10 protein-coding genes are annotated in these 17,528 nt (G+C 72.4%); 5 read left to right on the top strand and 5 right to left on the bottom strand.

Annotated features, from left to right (window positions below; all coding sequences use genetic code 11):
* Window positions 1-30 precede the first annotated feature (30 nt).
* From MYF83_RS23765 to MYF83_RS23745, 5 genes are all read left to right on the top strand, one after another.
* Window positions 31-2,163, top strand: coding sequence for a bactofilin family protein (locus MYF83_RS23765; RefSeq protein ID WP_248962839.1), 2,133 nt, complete (start codon window positions 31-33; stop codon window positions 2,161-2,163).
* Window positions 2,160-4,334 (top strand): hypothetical protein, encoded by a 2,175-nt coding sequence (locus MYF83_RS23760; protein ID WP_248962838.1) that lies wholly within the window; start codon window positions 2,160-2,162, stop codon window positions 4,332-4,334. The genes MYF83_RS23765 and MYF83_RS23760 overlap by 4 nt, the downstream gene beginning before the upstream one ends.
* Before the next feature lie 25 nt (window positions 4,335-4,359).
* On the top strand, window positions 4,360-4,683 hold the full coding sequence (locus tag MYF83_RS23755; protein WP_248962837.1) for a prefoldin domain-containing protein: 324 nt from the start codon (window positions 4,360-4,362) through the stop codon (window positions 4,681-4,683).
* Between the two features lie 235 nt (window positions 4,684-4,918).
* Window positions 4,919-7,078 (top strand): hypothetical protein, encoded by a 2,160-nt coding sequence (locus tag MYF83_RS23750; RefSeq protein ID WP_248962836.1) that lies wholly within the window; start codon window positions 4,919-4,921, stop codon window positions 7,076-7,078.
* Between the two features lie 80 nt (window positions 7,079-7,158).
* A complete protein-coding gene (locus tag MYF83_RS23745) occupies window positions 7,159-9,552 on the top strand; it encodes a DNA/RNA non-specific endonuclease (protein ID WP_248962835.1) in 2,394 nt (797 codons plus the stop codon).
* A 108-nt stretch (window positions 9,553-9,660) separates the two neighbouring features.
* Here MYF83_RS23745 and MYF83_RS23740 read toward each other — a convergent pair whose 3' ends face one another.
* From MYF83_RS23740 to MYF83_RS23720, 5 genes are all read right to left on the bottom strand, one after another.
* The gene (locus tag MYF83_RS23740; RefSeq protein ID WP_248962834.1) at window positions 9,661-10,521 is read right to left on the bottom strand and encodes an amidohydrolase family protein; all 861 of its coding nucleotides are present in this window, start codon (window positions 10,519-10,521) and stop codon (window positions 9,661-9,663) included.
* A 70-nt stretch (window positions 10,522-10,591) separates the two neighbouring features.
* Entirely contained in the window at window positions 10,592-12,151 is a 1,560-nt protein-coding gene (locus MYF83_RS23735) for a benzoate-CoA ligase family protein (protein WP_248962833.1), read from the bottom strand.
* Window positions 12,152-12,167: 16 nt separating this feature from the next.
* Window positions 12,168-13,586 carry a benzoyl-CoA 2,3-epoxidase subunit BoxB gene (gene boxB / locus MYF83_RS23730; RefSeq protein ID WP_248962832.1) on the bottom strand — a complete coding sequence of 473 codons (1,419 nt, stop codon included), beginning with the start codon at window positions 13,584-13,586 and terminating at the stop codon, window positions 12,168-12,170.
* A gap of 2 nt (window positions 13,587-13,588) precedes the next feature.
* Complete coding sequence (gene boxC / locus MYF83_RS23725; protein ID WP_248962831.1) at window positions 13,589-15,310, bottom strand: 2,3-epoxybenzoyl-CoA dihydrolase; 1,722 nt, start codon at window positions 15,308-15,310, stop codon at window positions 13,589-13,591.
* 156 nt (window positions 15,311-15,466) lie between these two features.
* Window positions 15,467-17,290: a feruloyl-CoA synthase gene (locus MYF83_RS23720; protein WP_248962830.1), complete on the bottom strand. Its 1,824-nt coding sequence runs from the start codon at window positions 17,288-17,290 to the stop codon at window positions 15,467-15,469.
* Window positions 17,291-17,528: the final 238 nt, after the last annotated feature.

Here is a 17,528-nt window from a genome sequence, read left to right as displayed (position 1 = left end):
GGCGATCGCCCACTGAAGGGAGGAGGCGGCATGGCAGTGAAACGCACTCAGTACTGGAACCTCGGCGCCGACACCGTACGCTCCGGCGCGACCGGGCACGGCGAGAGCCTGACCGACATCGAGAGCCACCTGATGCCGATGGACCGGCTGCGCAACTCGGGCCTGCACGGCTGGGGCGTGGCCGCCGGGCTCCGCGTGACGGCGACGCCCGGGGCCGCCGGCGTCACGGTGTCCCTCGGCACCGCGCTGGACGCCGAGGGCAACCTGATCGTCCTCACCGATGGCGGCGTCGCGATCGTCGACCCCGCGGTGGACCCGGACGAGGTGCAGAACGTCCCGACGGTCCCGGTCACCGCCACCGGCGTGACCGTGGACTCCGCCGACCTCACCGGCGCCGTCCTGCTGACCCTGACCTGGCGCGAGGTGGCCGGCTTCGAGCTGCCGAACGCGCCCGTGCTGCTGCACGCGCCCTGGCTGCGCCTGGTCCCGGCGGCCGGCTTCCCCGACGTCGGCGACCAGGTGGTGCTGGCCGAGGTCACGCTCGGCACCGGCGGCGTCGTCGACGCCCTGGGCCCAGGCGTGCGGCGCCAGGCGAGCACGCCCACCGGACGCCTGGAGCTGCGCCGGCCCCGCGGTGATGCCCTCGGCGTGGACCACGGCGCGGCCGCCGAGCTGGTGGCCGGCGCGGACGACAGGGTGGATCTGAACATGCTCCCGCCCACCGGGCCACCGCGCCGCGCGCTGTCGGTCTTCGGCACCGGCGCCGTGCAGTTCTCCGACGACATCATCGTCGTGGGGCACCTGCGCGTACGCGACCATTTCACGGTCGAGCCCACCGGCGCCGTCAACATCTCCGGCGCCCTGCTGGTGAGCGACCGCCTCACCGTCGACACCGCCGGCACCGTCACCATCACCGGCGACCTGCGTGTGAGCGACCGCCTCACCGTCGACAACACGGGCACCGTCACCATCGCGGGCGACCTGCGCGTACGAGACCGCCTCGTGGTCGACACCGCGGGCAACGTGAGCATCGGCGGGGCGAAGGCGGTGCGCGTGCTGCACGTCGAGGGGTCGGAGGTGCACAGCGGCGGCCCCGGCGGCGGGTTCTCCTTCGCGGACCGGGCAGTGCGCACTTTCGTGGAGACGCCCGGCGCGGCCGAGCGCTGGGTCTGGTACGCCCACGGCGGCACCGCCCGGCTGTGGTCCGGCCAGGACCGGCTGTCCATCGGCGCGCCCGGTGAAGGCGGCGGCCTGGACGTGTACCGGCGGATGCGGGTCCGGCAGGGCGGCGACAGCTCCGCCGGGATCTGGCTCTTCCAGACCGGCCCGCAGGCCGACCGCGCGTTCGTCGGCATGCTCGATGACGGGCACGTCGGTTTCTGGGGCAACGGCGGCGCCGGATGGGGGCTGCGGATGGACGTGGCGACCGGGTCGGTCAACATCGGCGGTCCCACGCGTGCGAGCCTGCACGTCGCCGGCGACGCCGTGGTCGGCGGCGACACGGTGATCGGCGGCGCTCTCGCGACGGCCTCCACGGTGCGGGCCGGCGGCGGGCTCACCCTGCTCGACGGCAACGTCGTCAGCGCGACGACACGGCTGAACGTCACCGGTCCGGACAGGATGTACATGACCATCCATTGGCCCGACGTCCCGCGGTACCCCGACTGGTCCGGCGGCGGCATCGGCACGTGGGACGTGTTCGCCCGAGGCGCGGTGTACGTCGGCACGGATCCCGATCACCCGAGGTGCCAGTTCCTCAACGACGGCACCAAGCGGTTCGCCATCGACCACCCGCTCGACCCCGGTGGCCGCGTCCTCACGCACGCGTGCGTGGAGGGACCGGAGGCGGCGGTCTACTACCGGGGCGAGGGACGGCTGAGCGGTGGCCGCGCCCGGGTGACGCTGCCGGACTACTTCGAGGCCCTCGCCCGCGCCGACGGCCGCACGGTGCTGCTCACGCCGGTGTCGGACCTGGACGAGCCGGTGTGCGCGCTGGCCGCCACCCCCGTCGCCGGCGGCGGGTTCACCGTGCTGGCCGCCGACGGCCGCAACCCCGCCCAGCGCTTCTGCTGGGAGGTCAAGGCGGTCAGGGCCGACGTCGACCCGCTGGTGGTCGAGACCGAGAAGAGACCCTCCGCGATCCCGATGATGGAGCCGGCATGAGCGATAGCGGCGTCAAGCGCACCGAGTACTGGAACCTCAGTACGGGCACCGTGCGCAACGGAGCCACCGGGCACGGCGAGAGTCTCACCGACATGGAGACCTACCTGCTGCCGCTGGACCGGGCCCGCAACGCCGGCCTGCACTCCTGGGGGGTCGCAGGCGGGCTGGCGGTACGCGCCACCGTAGGTCAGACGGGGGTCACGGTCTCACCGGGTACGGCCCTGGACGCCGACGGCCGGCTGATCGTCCTGCCCCCGGGCGGCACAGCCGTCGTCGATCAGACCGTCGACCCGGCCCAGATCCAGGACGTGCCGACCGTCCTGGCGGGGGACGACGGGCTCAACCTGGACACGGCCGGCGCGGGCGCCGACAGCCTGCTCACCCTCACCTGGCGCGAGGTGCTGGGCGACAGCGCGCTGGCCAACGCGCCCGCCCTGCTGCACGCGCCTTGGCTGCGCCTCGTCCCGGCGGCCGGATTCCAGGACGACGGCAGGCAGGTGGTGCTCGCCCGGGTGGTGCTAGACGGCGAGGGCAGGGTCACCGGGCTGTCGGCGGGCGCCCGGCGCCCGGCGGGAGTCCCCGCGGGCAGGCTGGAGCTGCGCGCGCCGCGTACGGCCGGCGGAGGCGTGCCCGGCGTCGACGACCGGCCGGTGGCCGAACTGACCGCCGACGCAACCGGGAACGTCGCCCTGACCTTGCTGTCCGGGGCGGCGCCTCGCGAAGCCCTGGCGGTCACCGGAGCGACCGGCGAGGTCCGGGTGTCGACGCTGTCGGTGTCCTCGACGCTGTCGGTGTCGGCCCCCCTGCGGCTGTCGTCCCCGGCGGGCCCGGCCTACCAGCTGTCATCGAACTCCGACGGCACGTGGCGGCTGACGGACGCGACCACGCGCGCCGACCGGCTTGTGATCGACAAGTCCGGGAAGCTGGGCGTGGGCATCGGCGCGGCGCCGGCACAGCGAATCGTGCACGTAGAAGGCACGGAGGTGCACAGCGGCGGCACCGCCGGCGGGTACTCCTTCGCCGACCGCAACGTGGCCGGCTTCGTCGAGACACCGGGCGCGGGCACCGGACAGCGCTGGGTCTGGTACTCCCAGGACGGCGCCGCGCACTTGTGGTCCAACTTCAACCGGATCAGCGTCTCCGCCACCGGGGAGGGCGGCGGGCTCGATGTGGCACGCCGGATGCGCGTACGGCAGGGCGGCGACGGATCGGCCGGCATCTGGTTCCGGCAGGCCAACCCGGACGCCGACCGCGCGTTCGTCGGGATGGCCGGCAACGACCACGTGGGACTGTTCGGCATCGGCATCGGATGGGCGCTGCGGATGCACGTCAACAGCGGAGAGCTGCAGTTCGGCGGCGACTACGGGCAGCCGAACGGTCCCTCCACGCTGTCGCTGTGGGGTTCGCGGATCGGCGACACCGGCAGCGGGGTCCTGTTCGTGCGCAGCGGCGGCGGCGTCGTGGCCTTCGACGGTGGGGACAACGTCGGCATCAACACCAGGGCCCCGGCCACCCCGCTCGACGTCGTCAGCGGGGGCACCGCCATCACCGCGCGCGGCGGCAACGGCGCCTTCCAGGCCGGCATACGGGCGACCGGCACAATCGGCGCGTGGGTCGAGGGCACCGGCACCGGCATCATGGCGGCGGGCAGCAACTCCGCGGGCCTGTTCCTGGGCCGCGTGCAGATCAACGGCGACCTCGACGTCCGCGGCACGCTCTCCAAGGGCGGCGGCGGCTTCCGGATCGACCATCCGCTCGACCCGGACAACAAGTACCTGTCGCACTCGTTCGTCGAGTCGCCGGACCGGCTGAACGTGTACGCCGGCGTGGCCGTGACCGACGAGCGGGGCGAGGCCGAGATCACCCTCCCCGGCTTCTTCGAGGCGCTCAACCGAGACCACCGCTTCCAGCTGACGCCCGTCGGCCAGGCGGCCCTGACGTGGGTACGCGAGGAGGTCCGGGACGGCGCCTTCACCATTTGCACCGACAAGCCCGGGGTCACGGTCTCGTGGCAGGTGACCGGCGTCCGGCAGGACCCGTGGGCCGAGGCCAACCGCATGGTGGTGGAGGAGGACAAGCCGGCCGCCGAGCGTGGCCTGCTCCTGCACCCGGAGATGTACGACCAGCCGGAAGCCATGAACGTCATGGATCCCGGGCTCGAACCGAGATGACCACACGACGGAGGAAGTGATCGCCGTGATCGAACAGTTGCAGGCCCGGCTGGCCGAACTGAAGCGGGAGTACCAGCTGGGCGAAGGGCAGTTGCGTGAGCTCACCAGACAGGAGGCCGCCCTGCGCGAGACGCTGCTGCGCATCAGCGGCGCCATCCAGGTCCTGGAGGAACTGACCGCAGCCGAGGCCGGCGACGGCGCGCGTTCCGGCCCCACCCGGGCCGACCGGAGCGTGGCCGGAGACCGGAACGGGACCGGCGACCAGCCCACCGAACGGAACGTGACCGCGAACGAACCAGGCGACCGGAACGGGGCCGGCGACCAGCCCGCCGTACTGACCGTGCCCTAGCACAGACCACGGCAAAGCGGGCAGGCGGGACTCGTGGACGGCGGGATGCCCCGTGAGTGAACAGGACAGACACCACCAGCGACCCGGACCGGCTCCCTCCAGCGAGGCGGCCCGGCACTCCGCGCCGTCCTCATACGCCGGGGCCTCAGCACATGCCGGGGCGTCCGCCCGGGCCGGGACATCTTCGCCGGGCGGGGCGGGCGGCGGCGGGACCGTCGGCCAGGCGGTGACGTCGTTGCAGGCCACTGCCGGCAACCAGGCCGTCACGGCACTGGTCGGCGGGCACGCCGGAGGCGATGCGGCCGGACCTGCCGCACCCTCCACGGCCACTCCGGCCACTCCGGCCGCGTCGCCGGACAGGCCGCGCCCCGTTCCCGACGACTCTCTCGGCGCCATGGGCGACCTCGTGGTCGAAGCCGTCACCCGCGGCGCGGCGGGAAGCGGCGTCGGGCAACGGATGCTCGCCTCCGCGTTACGCGGATTCATCGCCGAGATGAGCCGGCAGACGCGAGGCGAGAAGGAGCGGTCGCGGCTGGGCTCCGCGTTGAGGGAGCTGCTGGTACCCGGCAACGCGGCCGACTTCTTCCTGGGGTATGCCGGCGGGGCGGCGGCGGGCTTCGTCAGCCCGTTGACGGACCTGCTGGGCATCGGTGCCCTGGCCGAGCAGCTCCCCCGGATCGTCTCCGGACTCGCCACGTCGGCCTACGCCAAGGTCGCCGGACTGGCGGGCGAGGCTGAGCTGCTGAGCAAGGATTTGGCGGAAGTGAGAGCCAGGATCGAGGAGACGCTGGCCCAGATCTGGAAGAAGAAGGATGTCGCGGCCGTCATGGAGTTCCTGGACGAAGTACAGGACAGGGCGGTGGCCGAGGCGGGGCGAGCCGGACGGTCGGTGGCCGCGGGCGTGGCCGGATACGTCAGCGGCAAGGACGAGCCGGACGGGCCCAAGGAGAGCGTGGGCACGATCCTCGCCAACCGTACGGACGAGGAACACGCGGGCGTGCTCAGCGTGATCATGTCCAAGGCCACCCGCCTGCGCAGAGCGGCGTTCGACACCGAATGGAGGAAGATCGGCTACAACCTCGGCTACGTCATCGGCGGCGTCGTCAGCAACCTGCTGCTGTTCGTGTTCACCAGCGGGGTCGGCAACGCCCTCACCAAGATCGGAGCCGGCCTCGGGAGGCTCGCCCCGCTGCTCACGCGTGCCGGCGAGGCCGTGGTGGCGATCGGCAAGGTGATCGAAATCGTGGAGACGGCGATCGGCCTCGTCGTGGGCAAGTTGCTCAAGCCCATCGCCGAGCCGTTGGAGCGATTCGTCTCCCGGTTGCAGCGCCTTCTCAAACGAATGCTCGGCGCGGCCGAACGGGAGGCCGGCGAGGCCGTGGCCAGAGGCGGCGCGAAGCTCGCACACCCGGCGCCGGCCGAACGAGGAAGGCTCCACCCGAACTCGCCCCACCCCACGGCCGTCGACGCCGCAGCGACACCGGTCGGTGTCGAGACCACAGCGACATCGGCCGGCTCCGAAACCATCCCGACGACGATCGGGGCGCAGCCGACCATCGCGCAGACGCGGAACCCGGCCGCACCCGCGAAACCCGTGAGACCGGTGAAGGCGTCGAGGCCCTTGGAACGCGCCCCGCTGAGAGGCGCCACGGCAGAGGGGACCGGTGCCGGATTCCGCTACAAGCGGGTGGAGACCTCGATGCCGGACACGATCCGCCGTCCGGCCGGCCAACCCGGCCCCCATCCCGCCGGCCATCGCCCTGGCCAACCCGTCAAGGCCGCTGAGGCCCCGGTGCGACGGGAGAGGTCGATCGAGGCAGAGGTCCAGGAGTCTCTGGACGAGGCGGCGACGATGGTGCCGGAGGAGCGCCGCGGCCCCACGACGGACCGTGCCGACCCGGCCGCCCTGTCCCCGTCGCCGGCGCTGCTGGAGAGCCGGGAGGTGGCCAGGCAGGCCGGGGTACCCGATCTGGTCCTGGACAGCGGAACCGTTTTCACCGGCGCCGACTTCCCGGAGCTCGTCCCCGCGAAGGCGCCCCCGCCTGGTCGCCCCGCCCCGGAGGCGCTACCGATACAAGGCCGGAAGGTGAGCCGCAGCAAGCTGCAGGCAGCCGAGCTCGACGCCGATTTCAGGCTCACCAAGGACGCTCTGAAAGACACGAACATGCAGATCACCGACGTACGGGTCGACCAGACTCAGACCAGTGCCGCCGCCACGCGCGCGGGCACGAACCGCCCGGACTTTCAGCTCACCATCGAGACCGAGCTGAACGGCCGCCGCATCCACATCGAATATGACCGGGCACCGGGAGAGCGGGCGATGGATCACGCGAAGCGCATTCTGGTGAACGACCCCGACGCGATCGTCATCCTCAAAATCGTCGATTTCGAGTAGCACGATGGCCGCCCACCTCCCCAATGCCCCTCGACGTCACCGCCTGCCCGTCTACTTCCCCACCACTGCCGGGACGTGTCATGGGCGGGCATGACGGTCATCTGCGTTCCAGGCCCGCTCCGTCACCGGAAGCGGTCCGGCCTCCACCGGCGGCCAGGCGGGCCGGCCCGGGCGGCACCGGCCAGGGGATGCTGGCCTCGCAGGCCGTCGCCGGCAACCAGGCGGTCACGGGCCTGGTCGGCGGGCACGGCACGGGCGCCGGAACGGAGGCCCTGGCGAAGCTGACACTGCCGCCCGGCGACGGACTGGCGGCGGCGCGGACCGTGATGGCTGCCATCGAGGGCCTCTCGATGGGCCCGGACTCCCTCATGCGCACCACCTACCGGGGCGAGGTCATCACGCTCACCCCTGAGCAGGCGGAGCGCGTACGCGCCTCGGCCCGGACGGCGCTGACGCTGGCGCTGAACCGGAGCGCCAGGCGGTCCGAGGACGCGATGGGCCGCTACCGGGCCCAGGAGGAGGTGAACTCCGACTTCCCGGTCACGTCCCACGCGGTGAAGGCATGGGCCTACGTCCGCACGTGGGGCGGCTATGACCACCCCGGCACCGCGCTGGAGGCTCTGCGATTCACCTTGACGGCGGAGTCGGCCGCGGCCCGCCACGCGATCACGGCCGGCGCGTTCACCGAGGCCGCAGGCCATCTGGCCAAGGCGGACGCGGCCTCCGAGCGGTCGGCGATGCTGGTGCGCGCCTACGTCGACCAGTTGATCGAGGGTGGTGAGAGCCTCGCGACCGGGCTCGAATACACCAGGGACGCCGCTTTCGTCACCCTCGGCGTCCTGGCGGTCTTGGTGTCGGGCGGCGCCGCACTGGGGCTCGCGCCCGAGGTCATCGGCACCGGGGTGGCCGGCCTCAGCGTGAGCGGCACGGCGACCGCCATCTCGGTCGGCGCCCCGATCGCCGCTACGGTCGGCGTGGGAGCGGTGAAGGCCGCGTACGGGGAGAAGGTCGACTGGGGGGCCATCGCGGTGGAGGCGGCGGTCCAGGTGGTGCTCGCCCGGGTCGGCGGACGGGTCAGCCACACCATCTTCGGCCGTCTGGCCGGGAATCCCGCCGCCCAGACACTCGCCCGCAAGGCGTTCGCCTCGATCGCCGCCGGCGTGACGACCCACGAACTGTCGCAGGGGTTCTCCGTCGCGGTACACCAGACCGTCGACGCCTTACGGGGTCGCGATGTCACTTGGGCGGGCTTCGCCGACCAGTTGGAGCAGCGGCTCACCGATCCGAAGGGCCTGTTCATGGCGGCCCTGATGAGCGCCGTCCCACTGGGCGCGAGCATCGCCGTGGACCGCGCGGCCCGCCCCTCCACCCCCACTTCCACCTCCGCGTCTGGTCCCGCTTCCGCGCCCGGCTCCGCACCCGCCCGCAGCCCCGCTCCCGCCGGTGGCCCGGCCCCCAAGACGCAGCCCACTCCCGCGACTCCCACTCCCGCCCCCAAGACGGCCTCACCGGCCCCCACGAGCACCACATCGAAACCACCGACCGAGACGGCACCCACGAGCGTCACGCCGAAATCGCCGGCCGAGACGGCCCCCGCCACCGGCACACCGAAGCCGACGGCCAAGACGAGCGAACCGGCACCCACCGGCACGACTGCCACCCCGCCCAAGGCCACGACCACGCAGCCCAAAGCGACGACCGCCCCACCCAAAGCCACGACCACGCAGCCCAAAGCGACGACCGCACGGCCCGAGGCGACGGCCACGCGGCGATCCACGCCGGCGCCCGAGGGGCCGCTTGGAGCGCGCCGTCCCGGCTCGCGCAGCCGGTTCGCCGAAGGCGAGGGGGCCGCCGAAGCCATGAAGAGCGCCGATCGGGGCGCATCGCTCGAGGAACGCGCCCTCGAGTCCGGCGGCATGCGCCGTGACGCGACCCCGGGACGTACCCCGGGACGGCGCTCAGATTCCGGCGCCGCCGCCAAGACGGCCAAGCCGGCGGAGAACGAGACGCTGCCGATCTCCGAGCGGGTGCTGGTGGGCGATCTGGAGAACGGCCTGCCGACGGGTGTGACCGGCGAGCTGGTCCCAGCGGACCTGCACACCGGATCACCGTCGTCGAGCGACGTCAACCCGATCGGCCTGCGGACCGGCGAGCTCGACCCGCTGGGCGCGCGGCGCGGTCACCTGCTCGGCAACCTGTTCGGCGGCTCGGGCCGCGACCGCGGCAACCTGGCATGGATGCACGAGAAGATCAACAACTCCGACTATAAGGTCCAGTTCGAGAACCCGCTGCGGCGCGCCCTGGAGTCGGGACAGAGCGTCCGGTTCGGGGTACGGCCCAAGTACAGGGGCCACGAGCTCGCACCCTACGCGGTCGAGGTCTGGGCGACGACCACGGGTGGCCAGGTGGTCGTCCCGGTCCGCAACATCGCCACCCCCGGCCTGAGGGACATCACCAGAACCCAGAGCGACTGACAGGCCGGCCACTCCCCTCACCGGACCTCCCGATCACGACCACGTCCGGGTGCACGAACGCGTCCGGGTGGATGCCGGGTGTCAGATCGCCCGCGGCGTGGACGGCCCTCAGCTCACCGGCTTCAGGTTGTAGACGCGGGTCGCGTTGCCTGCGAGGACGAGGCAGGCCGTCTCCTCGTCCGGGCAGAGGGCGGCGACGGCGCGGGCGTTCCTCGCGATGCCGGGCACGCCGGGCCAGTCCGTACCGAAGATCATCCGGCGGGTGAGCCGGTTCCAGTTGTGCCGGGAGTAGTACTCGCGCAGCCGGGACGGCGGCAGGCCGGACAGCTCGATCCAGACCCGCTCGTTCGACAGCGCCATGAACGCCGCTGCGTCGTACCACCAGCCGCGCCCGCCGTGCGCGAGCGCCACGTTCAGCCGGCGGAAGTCGCGCAGCACGTCGTCGAGCAGCACCGGGTCGGCCAGGCGGTTGGAGGAGCCCGGGAAGGTGCTGGTGCCGCAGTGCACGACCAGGGGGACGCCCGCCGACTGGCACAGCTCGTAGGCGGGGTAGAGCGCCCGGTCGTTGGCCGCGACGCCCGCGTGCACCGGATGCAGCTTGCAGGCGACCGCGCCGAGCTCGAGTTGCCGCTGGAGCTCCTCCTCGATGGGGTAGTGCAGGTGCGGGTTGATGTTGGCGATCACCTTCACCCGCGCGGGGTTGTGCTCGGCGAGCGGCAGCAGGTCCTCGATGGGCTGGATGCCGGTGGCCTTCGGGCTGTACTCGGCGAGCACCAGCGCCACGTCGACGCCCTCCTCGGCGAGGTAGGCGTCGAAGCGGGCCGGGTCGACGGTGCCGCCGGCGTCGTAGACCCGGTCCAGCACCGACGCGTCGCCGAAGTCGCTCGCCCACTGGCGCCAGGCGGGTTTCAGCGTGGGCAGGCGCGCCGCGTGCTGGTGGACGTCCACGAGGGGGCGGCCGTCGAGCATCAGTGCCCCCCGTGCGCGGTCACCGGAGCCGGTGCCGCGGCGATGATCAGCAGGTCGGGCTCGACGGCGGTCATGACAGCACCCCCGGCTCCAGCAGGACGGTCGCCGCCCGGGCGCGCAGCTCGACGCGGCGGATCTTGCCGGTCGCCGTGGTCGGGAAGCCGTCGACGAAGACCACCTTCCGTGGCCGTTTGAACGACGCCAGGCCGGCGCGGCAGAACTCGATCAGCTCCTCCTCCGTCGCCGCCCGCCCGGCGTCCAGGATGACGTAGGCCACCGGCTTCTCCAGCCCGTCGCCGTCGGGCGCGGCGACGACCACGGCCTGCGCCACCGCCTGGTGCGCCAGCAGCCGGCTCTCCACCTCCGCCGGGGACACCCAGATGCCGCTGGCCTTGAGCATGTCGCCGGAACGGCCGAGGCAGGTGTAGTAGCCATCGCCGTCCTGGACGTAGGTGTCGCCGGTGCGCAGCCACTCGCCCTGGAACACCTGGCGCGAGGCCGCGTAACGGGACCAGTAGCCGGTCGCGGTGGACTCGCCGCGCACGAACAGCGTGCCGGCCGTACCCGGGGCGACCTCCTGGCCGTTGTCGCCGAGGATCCGCAGGTCGTAGCCCGGTACGGCGACCCCCGTGGTGCCCGCCCGCACCGCGCCGGGGCGGTTGGACAAGAAGATGTGCAGCATCTCGGTCATGCCGATGCCGTCGATGATGTCGACGCCGAAGTGCGCGGTCCACCGCTCGTACAGAGCCGCCGGCAGCGGCTCGCCGGCCGAGGCCGCCAGCCGTACGGCGGGCAGGGCGTCCTTCGGCAGGCCGGCGCGGAGCATGTTGGCGAAGAACGTCGGCCCGGCGAAGAACAGCGTCGCGCCGTACGCCTGTGCCCGCTCGGCCATCGTGTCCGGCCGCGAGGGGGCGGGCTCGAGGATCGCCGCCGCGCCGGCCGCCAGGGGGAACAGCACCGAGTTGCCGAGGCCGTAGGCGAAGAACGCCTTGGCCGCGGACAGGCACCGGTCGCCGGGACGGATGCCGAGCACCTGCTCGCCGTAGGTCTCGCACACCACGCGGATCGCCCCGTGCCGGTGCATGGCGGCCTTCGGGGTGCCGGTGGTGCCGGAGGTGTAGAGCCAGAACGCCGGGGAGTCCGCGCTCGTCGGGTACGCCGCGGCGTCCGGTTCGGCTCGGGCGAGTTCCTCCAGCGAGTGGACCGGGATGCCCGAGCCGGACGCCGCGTCGCCGATGACGCCTTCCAGCTCGGGCGCCTTAGCCGCCGCCTCCCAGGCCACTTCGGTGAACTCCGGGCTCACCGCGAGCAACCGGGCCCGCGAGTCGACCAGCAGATCGGCCAGCCCGTCGGCGCGCAGCATCGTCGAGACCGGGACGGGCACCGCGCCCATGCGCAGCGCGGCCAGGAACACCGTGACGAAGTCCGGCGAGTCCGCCATGAACATCAGCAGCCGCTCTTCGGGCCGCAGGCCGGCCTGCCGCAGGCCCGCGGCGGTGCGCAGGACGCGGTCGTGTAATTGCGCGTAGGTCAGCTCGCCGTGCGCGCCGGTGAGCGCGAGGCGGTCGCCGTCCCCCCGCTCGAGGTGCCGGTCGAGCAGGTAGGCGGAGGCGTTGAAGGGCTCGGTCATGACCACCGTTTCGGGTTCAGGCGAGGTGTACGTAGTCGTAGTCGAACGGCTTGCCGTTGATGCCCTGGCGCGGCGGCGCGATCCAGGCCGCGATCTTGCCGCGCTCGTGCACCGGGCGCATCAGTGAGCGCACGTGGGTCTTGTCGAACTCGGTCGGCAGCCACGCGCCCTTGCGCCGCTCCCACTCATCGGCCGAGATCATCTCGCCGCCGGGGGTGGCCTCGATGCCGGAGAACGCGCCGACCTTCCGGTTGAAGGCGACGTGCGGCAGGCGCAGGCGTTGTGGCATGCCGGCGTCCTCCAGGATGCGGTTCCACCGGTTGACACCGTTCTGGCAGTCGCCGATGTACTCCCGGCGCAGGTCGGTGTTCAGCCCGACCAGGGCGGCGACCTCGTTCTGGCCGATGCGGCCGTCGACGACGGCGTCCACCATGATGGAGTCGTCGGTCAGCAGGTGGTCGTCGCGGCGCCGCTCCTCGGACCAGCGCCCCTTCAGCCCGGCGGTGAAGTAGTTGGCCACGTTCGTCGAGGTCTCCGACCCGAACAGGTCCAGCGACACCGAGTAGTGGAAGTTCAGGTACTTCTGCAGCACGTTCAGCGGGATGCCGCCGTACGGGCCGACGTCGTCGGTGTCGTGCTCGATCATCAGCTGCACGGTCCGCTCCACGACCCGGTCGATGCCGGTCGTGCCGACGAACATGTGGTGCGCCTCCTCCTTCAGCATGAACTCGCAGGTGCGGGACAGCGGGTCGAACGCCGACTCCTTCAGCGTGCCGAGCTGGTACTTCCCGTCGCGGTCGGTGAAGTAGGTGAACATGAAGAACGACAGCCAGTCGGGGGTCTCCTCGTTGAAGGCGCCGAGGATGCGCGGCGACTCCTCGCTGCCGGAGTTGCGGTGGAGCAGCTGCTCGGCCTCCTCGCGGCCCTCCCTGCCGAAGTAGGCGTGCAGCAGGTACACCATGGCCCACAGGTGGCGGCCCTCTTCGACGTTGACCTGGAACAGGTTGCGCAGGTCGTACAGGCTCGGGGCGGTGGCGCCGAGGTTGCGCTGCTGCTCGACTGACGCGGGCTCGGTGTCGCCCTGGATGACGATCAGGCGTTGCAGGGCCGCACGGTACTCCCCCGGCACCTTCTGCCAGGCGGGCTCGCCCTTGTGCTGCCCGAAGGCGACGCGCCGGTCGGGGTCGCGCTCGGCGAGGAAGACGCCCCACCGGTAGTCCTTCATCGGGACGTGCCCGAAGTGCGCCCAGCCCTCCCGGCCGACGTTGACCGCGGTGCGCAGGTAGACGTCCTGGGTGGGCAGGGTGGGGCCCATCGACTCCCACCAGGACAGGAAGTTCGGCTGCCAGGACTCCAGCGCCCGCTGCAGCCGGCGGTCCTCGTGCAGGTCGACGTTGTTCGGGATCTTCTCCGAGTAGTCGGCGGTGCTCGTCATGGTCACACTCGCTTGTGGTCGAAGTCTGCGCGCCGCCCGGTGCCGAACTTGCGCAGTGCGCCGTCGGGGCCGGAGGCGTTGGGGCGGTAGAAGATCCAGTTCTGCCAGGCGGACAGCCGGCCGAAGATCTTCGTCTCGATCGTCTCGGGGCCGGCGAAGCGGTAGTTGGCCTCCAGCCCGGTCAGCGCGTCGGGGTTGAAGCTGGCCCGCTCCTCGATCGCGATGCGCACCTCGTCGGCCCAGTCGATGTCGTCGGGCGCGAAGGTGACCAGCCCGAGCCGCTCGGCCTCCTCGGCGCTCAGCGGCTCGCCGGCCCGCTTCTCCACCGCGGCCAGGGCGCCGGCGTCGCCGTGGAACCTGGTGGCCAGGCGGGTCAGGTCGTTGCCCATAGGCAGCGGCCCCAGGTTCATCGGTCCGACGGTGATCGCGGCGGGCTCGGCGTCCGGGTCGGCGTCCTCGAACACGCCGGACAGCTGGAAGGAGCGGTCGGCCGCCAAGGCCACCTCCAGCAGCGAGCCGGCGAAGCAGCTCCCCGGCTCGATCAGGGCGATCAGGCTGCGGCTGGTGACGTCCAGCCGCTTGAGCGTGCGCTTGAGGTAGAGCACGATCTCGTTGGCCGGCCAGTCGTCGTCGCGGTGTTCCAGCAGCAGCGCGTCGTGGGCCAGCACCCGCTCGGCGTCGCCCCTGGTGCGCAGCACCCAGGTGCCCAGCTCGGTCTCGTTGGTGCGCAGGTCGAGGATCAGGTCGTCCAGCTCCCGGGCGAGCGCCAGCGACCAGAAGCCCGCTCCCCGCTCGTGCACGCCGGCGGGTACGCCGGTGTCGGGGCCGAGCAGGGTGATCTCCGCGCAGCCGCGCTCACGGTCGAGCGCGGCCGTCACGTACCGGTAGGCGATCCGCTCCGCGGTCCTGGTCTTGGCCAGCGGGGGGAGCTCGATGCCTGAGCCTCCGGCGGGGCGCGTGGACCGTCCGGCGAACTCGGCGGCCCGCTCGGCGACGGTCTCCTCCCACCGGGAGCGGGGCACCGCCTCGTCGACGAGCCGCCACTGGACGGCCTTCCTGCCGCTCACGCCCTCGGACCTGGTGGAGAAGTAGTCGGCGATGTCGCGGCGGACGTGCCGCTTGTCGACGACGCGGGTCAGGCCCCCGGTGCCGGGCAGCACGCCGAGCAGCGGCAGCTCCGGCAGCGACACCGCCGAGGAGCGGTCGTCGACCAGCATGATGTGCTCGCAGGCCAGGGCCAGCTCGTAGCCGCCGCCGGACGCTGTGCCGTTGAGCGCGGCGATGTAGGTCTGGCCGGAGTGCGCGGAGGCGTCCTCGATGCCGTTGCGGGTCTCGTTGGTGAACTTGCAGAAGTTCACCTTCCAGGCGTGCGAGGCGGCCGCCAGCATCCGGATGTTGGCCCCGGCGCAGAACACCTTCTCCTTGCCGCCGGTCACCACGACCGTGCGCACCTCGGGGTGCTCGAAGCGCAGCCGCTGCACGGCGTCGTACAGCTCGATGTCCACGCCGAGGTCGTAGGAGTTCAGCTTCAGCTCGTATCCCGGCACGAGGCCGCCCTGCTCGTCGACGTCCATGGTGAGGGTCGCGACCGGGCCGTCGAAGGCGAGCCGCCAGTGGCGGTAGCGGGAGGGGTGCGTCTGGAAGTCCACCGGCATCGGCGGCGCCGGACGGCCCTCCGGCGGCGCGTGCCCGGGGGGGCGCGGCGAGCTTGCCGTGGCGGTCATGGGGTCGTCCTCCCGGGCGCGGTGTCAACGGTCAGTTCATACTCCACATTCTGATTGCCCCACGTCAACAGCTTGTAGCCTGATGACCTGGGCTCGATGGAGGGAGAGCGCGCCGCGACGGGCCGTCCAGGAGCACCGGCGTCCCCTGGAGGCACTTCATGAGACGCGTGCCTCCGGGGTGATGACGGGCGCGGGCGCCGGGTCGGCGTACAGCAGCTCGACCAGGTCCGCGCGCTGCGCCAGGACCTGCCGCTGGTTCACGTAGCCCTTGTCGGTGATCTCGCCCGCGTCCAGGCCGGGGGGCCGTGCCAGGATCAGGAGCCGCTCGATCCGCGCCGAGGAGCCGGCCCCGGCGTTGAATCCGGCGAGGACGGCCGCCAGGTGGGCCGCCAGCCGTCCCGAGTGCACGGTCTCGCCGTCGGCGGCGGGCGGCTCGCCGAGCACCAGCTCGGCCTCGGCGGCGTTGAGCCAGGCCAGCGCGCACGCCTTGTCACGGCCCTCGCCGGCGATCACCGCGTCGGCCAGCACGGGCGCGGCCGACAGGAGCGCGGTGCGCAGCGCGCCGACGTGCACGAAGGTGCCCGTCGACAGCTTGAAGTCCTCCGCCAGGCGGCCCCGGAACAGCAGCCCGGCGTCCGGGTCCGCGGGGTCGGCGAAGCCGGCCGCGTCGCCCGGGCAGTAGAAGCCCTCGTCGTCGAAGGCCGCCTCGGTCAGGTCGGGACGCAGATGGTAGCCGGGCGTGACCGACACGCCCCGCAGCCGGATCTCGTAGGTGTCGCCGCTCGCGGGCACCAGCTTGACCGTGACGCCGGGCAGCGGAACGCCGATGCACCGCGCGTCCGCGTAGTCGAAGTGCGCCGAGGTCGCCGCCGGGGAGGTCTCGGTGGTCCCCCATGATCCGGTCACCGGGATGTCCCTGCCGGTGACCTCACGCGCGAGCGCCTCGAGCCGTGCGCGCAGCGCCGGCGGCAGGGCCGCGGCCGCGTTGAACACCAGGCGGGTGCGGGCCAGGAAGCGCTCGGCCAGGTCGCGATCCCGCTCCAGGGCCGGCACCAGGTGCGCGTACCCGGCGGGCACGTTGAACGCGAGCGTCGGCGAGACCTCCCGGTAGTTGGCGAGGCTCTTGCCGAACAGGGCCGGCGCCGGGCGCCCCTCATCGATGTAGATCGTGCCGCCGTTGGCCAGCACCATGTTCATGTTGTGGTTGCCGCCGAAGGTGTGGCTCCACGGCAGCCAGTCGACCAGCACCGGCCGCTCCTCGGCCAGGAACGGCCAGGCCTGCCGCATCATCTGCTGGTTGGCGCACAGCATGCCATGGGTGTTGATCACCCCCTTCGGCATGCCGGTCGAGCCGGAGGTGAACAGGATCTTGGCTACCGTGTCCCCGCCGACCGACTCGTATGCCGCCTCGACCGCGGCGCCGGGCGCCGTCGCCAGCAGCGCCTCCAGTGAGTGCTCCGCGGGTCCCCCGACCGCGGCGACCTGCACCGCCCCGCCGCTCATCGCCGACACCGCGGCCCGGTACGGCTCGGCGTCCTCGGTGTACACCGCGCCCGGCCGCACCAGGGCGTCGATGGCCCTGATCCGGGCGTGGTCACGGCTCTGCAGGGAGTAGGCCACGCTGATCGGCACCACCGGCACCCCGGCGGTCAGCGCGCCGAGCGTCATCAGCAGGTGCCCGATCGAGTTCCCCGACAGGAGCAGCAGCGGGCGCTCGGCCGACAGGCCGCGATCGAGCAGCGCCTGCCCGATGGCGTTGGCGGCGGCCAGCGCCTCACCGTACGTACGCCGCCGCCAGGCTCCGTCCGGCCCGCGCTCGGCGACGAGCGGATGGCCGGGATCGACGGCCGCCCAGGTGCGCAGCATCTCCGCCAGCCGCGTCCCGTGCGGCCGGAGCGGATGCGCCGACTCGAGCAGCACCGAGCCGTCCGGACGGTCGCGGCGGACGGTGCGAGGTGTCGCGTAAAGGGGAATCGACATGATCACCTTCGGGGGGTGCGGCGTTCCGTACGAGGCACCCCACCCGTCTCCGACGGCGCGAAGCGTGGCATGGTGCTCCGATCCGGCCGTGGAACCGGTCACCGGCTCATGTGACGCGGATTACAGCCGTGGAGCGATATTCCACACTAGAGCGGGCATCCGTCAATGTCTTTGTAGCATGTTTCCCGGTGCGCGCTCGCTCGCGACGCTTGCTACTTTCGAGCGGAGCATGCCGTGA

This window comes from Sphaerisporangium perillae (genome assembly GCF_023276435.1).
In the GTDB taxonomy this organism is placed as follows: domain Bacteria; phylum Actinomycetota; class Actinomycetes; order Streptosporangiales; family Streptosporangiaceae; genus Sphaerisporangium; species Sphaerisporangium perillae.
Note: the sequence above shows the minus strand (reverse complement) of the source record. Positions and strands in the feature narration are given on the sequence as shown.

Excerpts from the sequence above, each read along its gene's own strand:
- MYF83_RS23765 (WP_248962839.1), top strand. The coding sequence starts at position 31 with ATGGCAGTGAAACGCACTCAGTACTGGAACCTCGGCGCCGACACCGTA.
- MYF83_RS23760 (WP_248962838.1), top strand. The coding sequence starts at position 2,160 with ATGAGCGATAGCGGCGTCAAGCGCACCGAGTACTGGAACCTCAGTACG.
- MYF83_RS23745 (WP_248962835.1), top strand. The coding sequence starts at position 7,159 with ATGGGCGGGCATGACGGTCATCTGCGTTCCAGGCCCGCTCCGTCACCG.
- MYF83_RS23740 (WP_248962834.1), bottom strand. The coding sequence starts at position 10,521 with ATGCTCGACGGCCGCCCCCTCGTGGACGTCCACCAGCACGCGGCGCGC.
- MYF83_RS23735 (WP_248962833.1), bottom strand. The coding sequence starts at position 12,151 with ATGACCGAGCCCTTCAACGCCTCCGCCTACCTGCTCGACCGGCACCTC.
- boxB (WP_248962832.1), bottom strand. The coding sequence starts at position 13,586 with ATGACGAGCACCGCCGACTACTCGGAGAAGATCCCGAACAACGTCGAC.
- boxC (WP_248962831.1), bottom strand. The coding sequence starts at position 15,310 with ATGACCGCCACGGCAAGCTCGCCGCGCCCCCCCGGGCACGCGCCGCCG.
- MYF83_RS23720 (WP_248962830.1), bottom strand. The coding sequence starts at position 17,290 with ATGTCGATTCCCCTTTACGCGACACCTCGCACCGTCCGCCGCGACCGT.